The sequence below is a fragment of the Streptomyces capitiformicae genome (assembly GCF_002214185.1).
Classification (GTDB): Bacteria; Actinomycetota; Actinomycetes; order Streptomycetales; family Streptomycetaceae; genus Streptomyces; species Streptomyces capitiformicae.
On the sequence record NZ_CP022161.1, the window covers coordinates 6,591,095 to 6,603,906 of the forward strand.

Annotated in this window: 13 protein-coding genes; 8 read left to right on the forward strand and 5 right to left on the reverse strand. The window is 70.7% G+C overall.

Going from position 1 to position 12,812, the window contains the following annotated elements; genetic code table 11:
• Positions 1-214 precede the first annotated feature (214 nt).
• The 3 genes from allB to CES90_RS29375 all read left to right on the forward strand — a co-directional run bounded on the left by allB (position 215) and on the right by CES90_RS29375 (position 3,502).
• Positions 215-1,555: an allantoinase AllB gene (gene allB, locus CES90_RS29365; RefSeq protein WP_189787113.1), complete on the forward strand. Its 1,341-nt coding sequence runs from the start codon at positions 215-217 to the stop codon at positions 1,553-1,555.
• A 74-nt stretch (positions 1,556-1,629) separates the two neighbouring features.
• Positions 1,630-2,745 (forward strand): allantoicase, encoded by a 1,116-nt coding sequence (gene alc / locus CES90_RS29370; protein ID WP_189787114.1) that lies wholly within the window; start codon positions 1,630-1,632, stop codon positions 2,743-2,745.
• Positions 2,746-2,875: 130 nt separating this feature from the next.
• The gene (locus CES90_RS29375) at positions 2,876-3,502 is read left to right on the forward strand and encodes a dihydrofolate reductase family protein (RefSeq protein ID WP_189787151.1); all 627 of its coding nucleotides are present in this window, start codon (positions 2,876-2,878) and stop codon (positions 3,500-3,502) included.
• Here the strand turns inward: CES90_RS29375 and CES90_RS29380 are convergent.
• The gene (locus CES90_RS29380) at positions 3,478-3,768 is read right to left on the reverse strand and encodes a hypothetical protein (protein ID WP_189787115.1); all 291 of its coding nucleotides are present in this window, start codon (positions 3,766-3,768) and stop codon (positions 3,478-3,480) included. The two genes, CES90_RS29375 and CES90_RS29380, sit on opposite strands and share 25 nt — an antisense overlap.
• A 91-nt stretch (positions 3,769-3,859) precedes the next feature.
• Between CES90_RS29380 and CES90_RS29385 the strand changes: the two genes are divergently transcribed.
• Positions 3,860-4,399 carry a MarR family winged helix-turn-helix transcriptional regulator gene (locus CES90_RS29385; RefSeq protein ID WP_189787116.1) on the forward strand — a complete coding sequence of 180 codons (540 nt, stop codon included), beginning with the start codon at positions 3,860-3,862 and terminating at the stop codon, positions 4,397-4,399.
• Positions 4,400-4,876: 477 nt separating this feature from the next.
• Here the strand turns inward: CES90_RS29385 and CES90_RS29390 are convergent, their stop codons facing one another.
• Together CES90_RS29390 and CES90_RS29395 are read right to left on the reverse strand one after the other, a co-directional pair.
• The gene (locus CES90_RS29390) at positions 4,877-5,263 is read right to left on the reverse strand and encodes a ribonuclease domain-containing protein (RefSeq protein ID WP_189787117.1); all 387 of its coding nucleotides are present in this window, start codon (positions 5,261-5,263) and stop codon (positions 4,877-4,879) included.
• 269 nt (positions 5,264-5,532) lie between these two features.
• Positions 5,533-5,733 (reverse strand): hypothetical protein, encoded by a 201-nt coding sequence (locus tag CES90_RS29395; RefSeq protein WP_189787118.1) that lies wholly within the window; start codon positions 5,731-5,733, stop codon positions 5,533-5,535.
• 177 nt (positions 5,734-5,910) lie between these two features.
• Between CES90_RS29395 and CES90_RS29400 the strand changes: the two genes are divergently transcribed.
• Positions 5,911-7,194: a sensor histidine kinase gene (locus CES90_RS29400; RefSeq protein WP_189787119.1), complete on the forward strand. Its 1,284-nt coding sequence runs from the start codon at positions 5,911-5,913 to the stop codon at positions 7,192-7,194.
• A gap of 224 nt (positions 7,195-7,418) precedes the next feature.
• On the forward strand, positions 7,419-8,315 hold the full coding sequence (locus CES90_RS29405; protein WP_229914319.1) for a hypothetical protein: 897 nt from the start codon (positions 7,419-7,421) through the stop codon (positions 8,313-8,315).
• Between the two features lie 122 nt (positions 8,316-8,437).
• Here CES90_RS29405 and CES90_RS29410 read toward each other — a convergent pair whose 3' ends face one another.
• On the reverse strand, positions 8,438-9,466 hold the full coding sequence (locus CES90_RS29410; protein ID WP_189787120.1) for an aldo/keto reductase: 1,029 nt from the start codon (positions 9,464-9,466) through the stop codon (positions 8,438-8,440).
• 125 nt (positions 9,467-9,591) lie between these two features.
• On the opposite strand from CES90_RS29410, the gene CES90_RS29415 reads away from it, so the two are divergent.
• Together CES90_RS29415 and CES90_RS29420 are read left to right on the forward strand one after the other, a co-directional pair.
• Positions 9,592-10,263: a response regulator gene (locus CES90_RS29415; RefSeq protein WP_189787121.1), complete on the forward strand. Its 672-nt coding sequence runs from the start codon at positions 9,592-9,594 to the stop codon at positions 10,261-10,263.
• Positions 10,264-10,375: 112 nt separating this feature from the next.
• Positions 10,376-11,566 carry a cytochrome P450 family protein gene (locus tag CES90_RS29420; RefSeq protein ID WP_189787122.1) on the forward strand — a complete coding sequence of 397 codons (1,191 nt, stop codon included), beginning with the start codon at positions 10,376-10,378 and terminating at the stop codon, positions 11,564-11,566.
• Positions 11,567-11,699: 133 nt separating this feature from the next.
• Here CES90_RS29420 and CES90_RS29425 read toward each other — a convergent pair whose 3' ends face one another.
• Positions 11,700-12,710, reverse strand: a complete 1,011-nt coding sequence (locus CES90_RS29425) for a Gfo/Idh/MocA family oxidoreductase (RefSeq protein ID WP_189787123.1) — start codon at positions 12,708-12,710, stop codon at positions 11,700-11,702.
• Positions 12,711-12,812: the final 102 nt, after the last annotated feature.

The following is a 12,812-nucleotide window of genomic DNA, read 5'->3' on the forward strand; positions in this document are numbered from 1 at the left end:
ACTGCTCGCTTATGCGTCACTATGTTCTGCTCAGTGGAATTCTAATTCCGAGTTGTGAAAACATCCAGAGTGGATGGAGGGTGTAACGGGGGGGGTGCCCTTGACGGTGCCGGGATCTGAATGAAGACTCCTTCAACAGAACGTTGAATTCCGTTACGTGGAAGTGCGCGGAAGTTACGTGGAAGTGAAGAGCGGTACGGCGAGAGGGGTCCGGGTGTCCGACGCTGAACTGGTGCTGCGCTCGACGCGCGTCATCACGCCCGAGGGAACGCGTCCCGCGGCGGTGGCGGTCGCGGGCGGCACGATCACGGCCGTCCTCCCGTACGACGCCGACGTACCGTCCGGCGCCCGTCTGGAGGACTTCGGCGACGACGTCCTGCTGCCCGGCCTGGTCGACACTCACGTGCACGTCAACGACCCGGGCCGTGCCCACTGGGAGGGCTTCTGGACCGCCACGCGCGCGGCGGCGGCCGGGGGCATCACCACCCTCGTCGACATGCCCCTCAACTCGCTCCCGCCGACCACGACGGTCGACCATCTGCGCACCAAGCAGCGGGTCGCCGCCGGCAAGGCGCACATCGACGTCGGCTTCTGGGGCGGCGCCCTGCCCGACAACGTCAAGGACCTGCGCCCCCTGCACGACGCCGGTGTCTTCGGCTTCAAGGCGTTCCTGTCGCCGTCCGGCGTGGACGAGTTCCCGCACCTCGACCAGGGCGAGCTCGCCCGGTCCCTCGCCGAGATCGCCGGCTTCGGCGGACTGCTCATCGTGCACGCCGAGGACCCGCACCACCTCGACGCGGCCCCCCAGCAGGGCGGCCCCAAGTACGCCGACTTCCTCGCCTCACGCCCGCGCGACGCCGAGGACACCGCCATCGCGGCCCTCATCGCCCAGGCGGGGCGGTTCGGCGCTCGCGTCCACGTCCTCCATCTGTCGTCGAGCGACGCGCTGCCGCTGATCGCCGCGGCCAAGCGGGACGGCGTACGGATCACGGTCGAGACCTGCCCGCACTACCTCACGCTCACCGCCGAGGAGGTCCCGGACGGGGCCAGCGAGTACAAGTGCTGCCCGCCCATCCGGGAGTCCGCCAACCAGGACCTTCTCTGGCAGGCACTGGCGGACGGCACGATCGACTGCGTGGTCACCGACCATTCCCCGTCGACAGCCGACCTGAAGACCGACGACTTCGCCACCGCCTGGGGCGGCATCTCCGGTCTCCAGCTGAGCCTCGCGGCCGTCTGGACGGAGGCCCGCGAGCGCGGCCACGGCCTGGAGGACGTGGTGCGCTGGATGTCGACGCGTACGGCCGACCTCGTGGGCCTGGGCAGCAGGAAGGGCGCGATCGAGCCCGGCCGCGACGCCGACTTCGCCGTTCTCGCCCCCGACGAGACGTTCACCGTCGACCCGGCAGCCCTCCAGCACCGCAACCGCGTCACGGCGTACGCCGGCAAGACCCTGTACGGCGTCGTCAGGTCCACGTGGCTGCGCGGTGAACGCATCGTCGCCGACGGCGAGTTCACCGAACCGAAGGGACGACTCCTCACGCGTACGCCCTGATTCACACCCGTACGCCCTCATCACCTCGACCCGCGCCCGCAGCAGCCGACTCCCGAAAGGCAGAACCGATCACCGTGACGGCGATTGTGAACTTCACCGGCGACGCGAACCCGTACGGCGGCGGTGACCCGTACGCGGACTACCGCACCGCCGACTTCCCCTTCACCCAGTACGCCAACCTCGCCGACCGCCGGCTCGGCGCCGGTGTCATCGCCGCCAACGACGAGTTCTTCGCCCAGCGCGAGAATCTGCTGCTGCCGGAGCGCGCCGAGTTCGACCCCGAGCACTTCGGGCACAAGGGCAAGATCATGGACGGCTGGGAGACCCGCCGGCGCCGTGGCGCCTCCGCCGAGCACCCCTGGCCGACGGCCGACGACCACGACTGGGCGCTGGTCCGCCTCGGCGCACCCGGCGTCATCCGCGGCATCGTCGTCGACACGGCCCACTTCCGCGGCAACTACCCGCAGGCGGTGTCGGTGGAGGCCACCTCGGTGCCGGGCTCCCCGTCGCCGGAGGGCCTGCTGGCCGACGACGTGAAGTGGACGACGCTGGTCCCTCGTACGCCGGTCGGCGGCCACGCGGCGAATGGTTTCTCCGTCTCGGTCGAACAGCGCTTCACCCACCTGCGCGTCAACCAGCACCCCGACGGCGGCATCGCCCGCCTGCGCGTCCACGGCGAGGTCGTACCGGACCCGGAGTGGCTCGCCGTCCTCGGCACGTTCGACGTGGTCGCCCTGGAGAACGGCGGCCAGGCGGAGGACGCCTCCAACCTCTTCTACTCACCCGCCACCAACACCATCCAGCCCGGTCGCGCCCGCGTGATGCACGAGTGCTGGGAGACCCGCCGCCGCCGCGACCAGGGCAACGACTGGATCCGCTACCGCCTCGCCGCCCAGTGCGAGATCCGTGCCGTGGAGATCGACACCGCGTATCTGAAGGGCAACGCGGCAGGCTGGGCCAGGCTCTCGGTGAAGGACGGCGAGGACGGCCACTGGCGGCAGATCCTCCCCCGCACCCGCCTCCAGCCCGACACCAACCACCGCTTCGTCCTCGACGCCCCCGTCGTGGCCACCCACGCCCGCATAGACATCTACCCGGACGGCGGAATCTCCCGCCTCCGCCTGCACGGCTCACTGACGGAGGACGGCAGGACCCGCTTGGCGACGCGCTATCAGGAGTTGGGTGCCTGAGTGCTTTTAGGGGGCGTGCAGCGTCTGCGGGGGCGCGTGGAACTGCGGAGTCGGGGCCACCGATGAGTTGCGCGCCCCGGTGGGGTCTGTACTCATGACAGCAGACCCCACCACAGAAGAAGGCATCCCCATGGGCAAGCTCACCCTCACCTCCTTCGTCACCCTCGACGGCGTCTACCAGGCCCCCGGCGGTCCCAACGAGGACCGCCGCGACGGCTTCGAATACGGCGGCTGGGTCGTCCCCTACGGCGACGAGGACTTCGGCCGGTTCATCGACGGAGTCTTCGGTCGCGTAGGCGCCTTCCTCCTGGGCCGCAGGACCTACGACATCTTCGCCGCGCACTGGCCGAAGGTCACCGAGCCCGCCGACCCGGTCGCGGGCAAGCTCAACACCCTCCCCAAGTACGTCGTTTCCAACACCCTCACGAACCCCGAGTGGAGCGGCACGACCGTGCTCTCCGGTGACCTCGCCAAGGAGGTCACCGCCCTCAAGGAGCGCACCGACGGCGAGGTCCAGGTCCACGGCAGCGGCGATCTGGCCCAGTCGCTGCTCGCCCTCGACCTGGTCGACACCGTGCATCTGCTGACCTTCCCGGTGGTGCTCGGCGCGGGCCGCCGCCTCTTCGCGGACGGCGGGGTCCCGACCGCCTTCCGGCATGCCGGCGGCAGCATCACGGCCAGCGGCGTCTCGATCCAGACCTACGACCTGGCGGGCCGCCCGGAGTTCGGCACCTACGAACTCCCGGAGAACGCCTGACCTGCGACGGGACGGCCCGCGGTCGGGGCGACCCAGGGACGGTCGGGGAACGTCTCCTTGGTCGGGGAGTCGCCCTTCGGCAGGCCGGGAAGGCCGTCGGGTCGGTGTTGGGGTAGTCGCAGACGGTGCCCCGGCCCTGCGGGGCGGGTGCCCCGGATCCACTGCGGGTTCCGGCCGCGCAGCCTGTCGAGGTACTCCCAGCCGTACTGGTCAACACGCTCCTGGCCGCGCTGACCGTACCGCTCGCGGCGGGCGGAACCGCCCACTCTCACCGTCTACGCCGGCGGAGACTCCTTCCGCGGCCAGATCGACGACGATAGGATACAGTTCCAATTTGAACAAATGAAGAGGTGTGATGTGAGTCATGCGCGAGGGCTGAACGAGGAGGAGAAGCGTGCCTGGACGGCCTTCACGACCGCGCACGCACTCCTGTATCGACGACTGGAGCAGCGGCTGAAGAGCGACTTCGGCCTGTCCGGCCTGCAGTACGAGATCCTCGCCCGGCTCAGTGGGGCCCCGGACCGGGAGATGAGGATGGCCGAGCTGGCGGGCGCCCTGGTGAACTCCAAGAGCGGGCTGACCTACCAGATCGGGCAGATGGAGAAGGCCGAGCTGGTGCGCAGGCGGTCCTGTCCGAGCGACGAGCGCGCTGTCTACGCCGTACTCACCGACGAGGGCATGGCCCTGCTGGAGCGAGCGGCGCCAGGCCATGTGGAGCTGGTCAGGGAACTCCTCTTCGATGCCCTCACTCCCGACCAGGTACGAGCACTCGCCGACGGCCTCGGCGAAGCGAGCCGTCGCATGGCCGCCGGACCTGGCGCGACGCGCGCTCACGGGACCGACAGGGCGACGCGCTCGGGACATGGCTTCGAGATCGCTGCCGCCCTCAAGGCATGAAGGGCCACCACGGCTGTTGCTCACCCTGATTGCCGTGCCGCCCGCGGCGGGGCGACGAGGGTGCCGTCGGCGCCGTTGAGGAAAGAAAGTGCAGGTCGCCGGAGCCCGTGTGGACCATATCGCTGCCCGGGCCAAGGCCGACAAACGGGCGATCCACGACTGCTTCCGCGACAAGAACAAGCCCTTCGCCGGCGTCCTCGCTGTGGGGTCGGTGTGGGGGGCGGCCTTGTCGATCTGGAGTGCCGCCGCCCTGCTCGTTGCCGGCGACGTGGAGCACCTCGGACTCCGGCCCGTAGGACGGCATCGGCAGCGCCCGCTGCAGGTACCGGCCGGACAGCGGTGCACTGGGCCACATGCTGAGCGAGAGGGTGGGAGCGATCGCTGCGGACCACCACGCACGGCCTGTGTGTCGCCCGTGCTGTTTGCCGCCGGGAGCCGGATGTGACCGCAGGCTCCCGGCGGACCGTACAGGCTTCCTCAGCAGCTGTAGTTGATCAGGTCGAACGACCTGTAGTGGTCGGCCGTGTAGTAGTCCTCCTGGTGCTCCTCACCGGTGACGATGCGGCGAGCTCCGCGCGTAGAGGAGCCAGGAGTGATGACGGTGTACTCGTGGTAGTAGCCAGTGGGCCGGCTGGGAAGGATGCGCTCGCGGTTCCGGAAGACAGTCCCGTCCTGGGAGTACGGGTAGGGACCGCCCTGGGCGATCAGGTTGAGGGTGGTGTACGCCTGGGAGGGCAGGTCGCTGTAGCAGATGCTGCCGACCGCGGCGGCCGCCGGGGTCGCTGTGACGGTGCCGCCGACGAGGAGCGCGGACAGGACAGCGGCTGCGGCGCCGATGCGAGTGATCTGTGGGGGGAATCTCATGCCCACATGATGACGCGCGTAGACGCTGGCATGTCAATGACAAGCAAGCGGAATTTCCCATCAAGTCCGGTGAGTTTTCCGGACGTTAACTTCGTGGATCGGTGGCTCTACGAAGTCTCCATGACCGTCTTGGCCTGGCGTCGTCGTTCGGTGCCGGCGATGCCTCCAGGATGGCCGTCCTGGAGGCGTTCGTATGCCTGCTCCGCCCTGGAGCGGGCGTCCCCGTCGCAACTCGGCCAAGGCTGGACCCAGACGTCGGAGGCCGGTCGTCAGGACTTCCGGCTCTCGGCCGCCGCGAACAACGCGATGGCCAGGACGATCAGCGCGATGCTCACATAGATCTCGTAGCCGTCCAGGGTGCTCCACCGCTGCGTCACCCCCCATCGCAGCTTGCCGGTGAGCTCGTACACGAGACCGCCGGAGCCCTGCAGCAGGGCGATGAACCCGAGAAACTCCAACAACTGCTTCATGTGCAGGATCCTCGCCCCGCGGCCCCCCACTCACATCGGCCGCGGGGCGAGGCCCGCCCGACCGGAGTCCCCGTTCGTGCGCGGGCGGAGCGTCGAAAGTCGAGAAGGTCACGACTTTGGTCGCGATCCTCGGCACGGGGAGATGTCGGGTGCCGTCTCTGCATAGATTTGTCGACCGTGAGTGGTGACAAGCCGGTACCGGAGCCCCCGACCTTCCCGGGGCGGCGCTGGCTGCATCCCTCGGCCGTACTCGATCCCGCCCCGCAGCCGGACGTCGACCCTCCCGGACGGCGGTCCGCGCGTTCCGGCCGGCCCCGGCGCACCGCCCGCGACTGGGTCGTCGACTTCACCTGTTTCCTGCTGGCCGTGTTCATCGGCCTGTTGACCACGGACACGGTGCGCAACGAGCCCGACCTGCCGCAGGCAGTCGCCGTCCTCGACCAGGTGCTGGGCGCGCTCGCCTGCGCCGCGGTCTGGCTGCGCCGCCGCTGGCCGGTCGGGCTCGCCGTGGCGTTGGTCCCGGTCTGTTTCGCGTTCAACACCCCGGACGGCGCCGGCCTGGTCGCCCTCTTCACCGTGGCCGTGCACCGGCCCTTCCGGTACGTGGCCTGGTTGGCGGCCGTCTCCGTCGCACTGACCCCGGTGTTCTTCCGGCTGCGCCCCGACCCCGATCTGACCTACCCCTGGGCGGTCTTCCTCGACGTGCTGCTCACCACAGCGGCCGTCGGCTGGGGCATGTTCGTGCGCTCCAAGCGGCAGTTGATACTGAGCTTCCGGGACCGTGCCCGGCGGGCCGAGACGGAGGCGGTACTACGGGCCGAGCAGGCACAGCGACTCGCCCGTGAGGCCATCGCCCGGGAGATGCACGACGTGCTGGCCCACCGCCTGACGCTGCTCAGCGTGCACGCGGGCGCCCTGGAGTTCCGGCCCGACGCGCCCCGGGCGCAGATCGCCCGCGCGGCCGGCGTCATCCGGGAGAGCGCCCACGAGGCCCTGCAGGACCTGCGGGAGATCATCGGGGTGCTGCGCGCGGGCGAGCCCGACGACGCGGGCCGACCGCAGCCGACGCTCGCCGCGCTGGACACCCTGGTCGCCGAGTCCCGCGAGGCCGGCATGAAGGTCGTCCTCGACAACCGCGTCACCGACCCCGCCGCCGTTCCCGCCTCCGTCGGCCGTACCGCGTACCGCATCGCCCAGGAGTGCCTGACCAACGCCCGCAAACACGCCCCCGGCGCCGAGGTCACCGTCGCGGTGTCGGGCGCCCCGGGCGACGGACTCACCGTCACCGTGCGCAACCCGGCTCCGCCGGCGGACGTCCCGCCCGTCCCCGGCTCGGGCCAGGGACTCATCGGCCTCACCGAGCGGGCGACGCTCGCCGGGGGCCGGCTGGAGCACTGGCCCGACGGCGACGGCGACGGCGACGGCGGCTTCGTGGTACGGGCCTGGCTGCCCTGGGGCTGAGAACGATGTGCGTCACGCCATCATCTCCTCGGGCATGATGGCCAGTTGGCTCGTACGCACCATCCGACGCGTACGAGCCGTTCGGCACCGGGCGCCTCGGGAGGGACAGCAGCGTGAGTTTCGGGGGACACCATCCGTACCATCCACCCCAGCCGCCGAACGGAGGACCGTACCCCCCGCCCCCGGGACCGTACGGGCCCCCGTACCCGCAGCCGTATCCGTACGTGCCGCAGCGGCCCCCCTCCCTCTGGCAGCGGTTGCGTGAGGACGAATGGCCGCCGCTCGGACAGCTCCTGAGCAGTCCGCGGCTGAACGGCTGTGTATGGGCGATGGCGGTCCTGTGCGCGTGGCCGCTGGTGGTCGCCGTGCTGGTCGGCTATCCACTGGCCCGCTCGGCCCGCCGCCCGGCCCGGCGGATCTTCCCCTCCTATGGCCGGAACCGCGTCTCCTATGGCGGGAACCGCGTCGTGGAACCCGAGGTGCGACGGGTGCAGAAGACCCGGGCCTGGACGGCGACCGCCATGTCCCTGTTGATCCTGGCGGCGTACGGCAAACCCGAGGACGTGGACCAGGCGCAGCAGCAGTTCATGTTGCGGCTGACCATCACGCCCTGGCTGGTGATGCTCAGCGCGCCCGTGGTCGTCGCCATCCTCTACCGCTGTTCCTCACCGGCTGCGAGACGGGCCATGCGACACCCGCTGCGCACCGCCGGGAAGTCGGCCCTGTGGTACGTCGGCGCCTTCACGATGGTGCCGCTCCTGGGCTTCGCGATGGGGTACGCCGTCGACGCCCTCGAGGACGACACGGGGCCCATCCGTCTGGCGCCGTTCCTGATCACCGTGCCGTTCCTCTGGATGCTGCTGTTCGTTGTCTTCGCCTCCGGCCCCGCCGTGCGCAGCGGCTTCAACACCGCCGATGCGCACGCCGCGCTCCCGGCGCTGCTCACCGGCGTCCTGGTGTGGGAGTTCGCCGTCATCGGCTTCGCCATGGGCGGACTGCCGCCCGGCCCGCCCCTCGTGCAGTTCGCCGCCCTCCTCGGCGGCCCCGCCTCGGTCACGGCGGTGGCCTGGTGGGAGATCCACCGCCTGCGCATCCGGTACGGGGTACGGCTGCGCGGCTAGGGCGTGTTGCGAAAGTGCCGTCGTCGCCCGGAGGGCGGTCCCGCGGGCGTCAGGTGCATGGTGTCGCGGGGCAGACGGGAATGTGACGACAGGCCGTGGGGGGGCGCCCAGGCAGGCGTCCGTCAGGTCGTACGCGGCACCACGCGCTGCCCCGCCGACCCGTACACCCACGCCGACGCCTCGTCGATGAACTCGCCGGGGAAGCCGAGGCGGAAGCCGGTGGGCTCCTCCAACCGGGCCAGCAGTTCCTCGGGCAGGACGAGTCGGGCGGCGCCGAGGTTGTCCATGAGCTGCTCGACCCGGCGGGCGCCGAGGATGGGGTGCACGGCGGGGGAGTGGGCCATGGTCCAGGCGATGGCCACCTGCGCCGGGGTGGCGTCGAGCTCGTCCGCGGCCGTCTGCACGGCCTCCGCCACCGCGCGCTCCCGCTCCCCGATCGCCTCGGCGGACAGCCGCGTCGCGGTGCCGGGGGCCACCCCGCCCGGCCGGGTGTACTTGCCGGACAGGATCCCGTTCTGCAGCGGACTCCAGGCCGCGACCGACATCCCGAACGCCTCCGCCATCGGCAACAGCTCACGCTCGATGTCCCGGTTGAGCAGGCTGTACGGCACCTGGAGCGCCGACAGCGGTGACCAACCCCGCCATTCGGCGAGGGTGTTGGCACGCGAGACCACCCAGGCCGGCGCGTCCGAGATACCGACGTACAGCACCTTCCCGGACCGTACGGCGTCGTCGAGTGCGCGCATCGTCTCCTCGACCGGAGTGTTCCGGTCCCAGATGTGCACCCAGTAGATGTCGACGTAGTCGGTGCCCAGGCGCCGCAGGCTCGTCTCCAGGGACAGCGCCAGGTTCTTGCGGTGGTTGCCCGCGGCGTTGGGGTCGGTGCCGTCGCGCGAGACGGTGTACTTGGTGGACAGCACGAACCGGTCGCGCCGCCCCTTGAGCAGCTCGCCGACGATGCGCTCGCTCTCCCCGCCCCGGTAGTTGACCGCGGTGTCGATCACATTGCCGCCGGCCTCCGCGTACACGTCGAGGATCCGCGCGCACTCCTCCCGGGGTGCCCCCACCCCGCCCTGCTCCCCGAACGTCATGGCGCCGAGGAACAGCTCGGAGACGCGGAGCCCGGTCCGGCCCAGGAGTCGGTAACGCACCCAAAACCTCCGTCAGTTGACTGCCGTACCGGCCGACACTAACGGGTCGGCGCACAACAACGAGGCGGTCCGTGCGACGCGTCATTACCGTAGGGCCCCATGACCGATATCCGAACGGTGGGCCGATGACCCCGATCCGACTGCTCCTCGTCGACGACGATCCCCTGGTACGCGCCGGACTGTCCCTCATGCTGGGCGGCGCCGATGACATCGAGATCGTGGGCGAGGCCGCCGACGGCGACGAGGTGGACGCCCTCGTCGACCGTACGCGCCCCGACGTCGTCCTCATGGACATCCGGATGCCCACGCTCGACGGCCTCTCCGCCACCGAACGGCTCCGAGGCCGCGCGGACGCGCCCCAGGTCGTCGTCCTGACCACCTTCCACGCCGACGACCAGGTCCTGCGCGCCCTGCGCGCGGGCGCCGCCGGGTTCGTCCTCAAGGACACTCCGCCCGCCGAGATCGTCGAAGCGGTGCGGCGCGTCGCCACCGGCGACCCCGTCCTCTCACCCGCCGTCACCCGCCAGCTCATGGCCCACGCCGCCGGCACCGCCCCCGACCCCCGCACCACCACCGCCCGTTCCCGCGTCGCCGCCCTCAACGACCGCGAACGCGAGGTCGCCGTCGCCGTCGGCCGGGGTGCCTCCAACGCCGAGATCGCCGCCGAACTCTTCATGAGCGTCGCCACCGTCAAGACCCACGTCTCCCGCATCCTCGCCAAGCTCGACCTCAACAACCGCGTACAGATCGCCCTGCTCACGTACGACGCCGGGCTGTTGGAGGACGAGGAGCGCTAGGGGTGTTTTCAAAGCCCGGTACAGCACCCACGGCGCACTCCGGGCGGAATTCGGGGTACGGGGCGGGCACTTGTGGGTGGGGTCGGACGTTGTGACGGGTGAGGGGGCACCCATGGGGAATGTGGAAGTGATCGACCTGGGGGCGTACGGGACGCGGTTCACCGAGGACCCGTACCCCGTGTACGCGGAGCTGCGCGCGAAGGGCCCGGTGCACCGGGTGCGGCTTCCGATGCCCGACAAGCAGCACGAGATGTGGCTCGTGGTCGGTTACGAGGAGGCGCGGGCGGCGCTCGCCGACCCCCGGCTGTCGAAGGACGGCTCCAAGACCGGGGTCACGTTTCTCGACGAAGAGCTGATCGGGAAGTATCTGCTGGTCAGCGACCCACCGGACCACACCCGGCTGCGCAAGCTGATAGCCCGCGAGTTCACGCCGCGGCGGGTCGAGCAGCTGCGGCCGCGGGTGCAGGAGATCACCGACTCGCTGCTCGACGCGATGCTGCCGCTCGGCCACGCCGACCTGGTGGACTCGTTCGCCTACCCGCTGCCGCTCACCGTCATCTGCGAGCTGCTCGGTGTGCCAGAGTTCGACCGGGCGGCGTTCCGCAAGCTGTCGACGGAGGTGGTGGCGCCCACCAACGGCGAGACCGAGTACGACGCGTTCGTCCAACTCGCCACCTATTTACGGGAGTTGGTCGAGGACAAGCGCTGCTCCCCACCCGCTGACGACCTGCTGAGCGCGCTGATCCGGACGACGGACGAGGACGGCGACCGCCTGTCACCGGACGAACTGCGCGGCATGGCCTTCATCCTGCTCATCGCCGGCCACGAGACGACGGTCAACCTCATCACCAACGCCGTCCACGCCCTGCTCACCCGCCCCGCTCAACTCGCCGAGGTGAGGGCCGACATGAGCCTCCTCGACGCGGTCGTGGAGGAAACGCTGCGCCACGAGGGCCCGGTGGAGAACGCGACGTTCCGCTACGCCGCCGAGCCCCTCGACATCGCCGGTACGGCCGTGGCGGCGGGCGAGTCGGTGATGGTCGGCCTGGCCGCCGCCGACCGCGACGGCACCCGCTTCCCCGCCCCGGACCACTTCGACCTCCACCGCGACACCCGCGGCCACCTCGCCTTCGGCCACGGCATCCACTTCTGTCTCGGCGCACCGCTGGCCCGCCTGGAGGCCCGCGTCGCCCTGCGCGCACTCCTGGACCGCTGCCCCGACCTCGCCCTCGACGCCCCACCGGGCGCCTGGCTGCCGGGAATGCTGATACGGGGCGTACGCAGCCTGCCCGTGCGTTGGTGAGTGTCCGCATGCTGCGCACCGCGGAGATCGCGGCGGAGCTGCCCCGCCCGCCGAGCGCCGGGCGGGGTCACCATCAGACGCCGAGACCCGCGCGGTACGCCTGCTCGTCCGGACCGTGCCGGCGCCCGTCCGCTCAGTCGCGTCCGCCCGCTATCTCGCCGACGTTCACTGGTCTCTGCTCCAGGCGGGACAGCTCGCATGCCTCGGCGACACGGAGGGCCTGGAGGGCCTCACGGCCGTCACAGGGGTTGGCCCGCTCACCGCGGACCACCTCGACGAAGGCGGCGAGCTCGGCCTCGTAGGCGGAGGCGAAACGCTCCAGGAAGCCCGTCCACGGCTTGTCGGCGGGCGGCGGCCCGGTCGGCTCCGTGGACGCGACCGGCGTACGGTCGTCCAGCCCGACCACGACGGTGTCCAGCTCCCCGGCCAGCTCCATGCGCACGTCGTAGCCCGCCCCGTTCACGCGCGCCGCCGTGGCCGTCACGAGGGTGCCGTCCTCCAGCGTCAGCACGGCGGCCGCCGTGTCGAGGTCGTGCGCCTCCCGGAACATCGGATGCCCGATGTCCGACCCGGTGGCGTACGCCGTGGCGACCTCACGCCCCGTCACCCACCGCACGATGTCGAAGTCGTGGATCAGGCAGTCCCGGAAGATGCCCCCGGACACCGGCAAGTACTCTGCGGGCGGTGGCGTCCGATCGGCCGTCAGCGCCCGTACGGTGTGCAGTCGCCCGAGCCGGCCGGACCGCACGGCCTCGCGCGCGGTGACGTAACCGGAGTCGAAGCGGCGCTGGAAGCCCATCTGCAGCACGGTTCCCGCCGAGTCGACCTCGGCGAGCGCGTTTAAGGTGCCCGGCAGGTCCACCGCGATGGGTTTCTCGCAGAACACCGGGAGTCCCGAGCGCGCTGCCCGACCGATCAGTTCGCCGTGGGCCGAGGTCGCGGCCGTGATGACCACGGCGTCCACGCCCCAGGTGAAGATCTCGTCCACCCCCGGTGCCACCGTCTCGCCCAGGCGATCCGCCAGGTCATGGGCCCGGGCCGGGTCGACATCCGTAATGATCAAGGAGCCGACATCACGGTGACGGCTGAGCGTGGTCGCGTGAATCGTCCCGATCCGACCAGCTCCGATGAGTCCGATGCGCATGGGAACAAAGTGGGCTCGTACCCGCCGCTGTGTCAATGCTTTGTCCGGACAACCGAACTACGCAACTTCCCGTCAACAACCACCGGGGCTACGCTCGGCCCG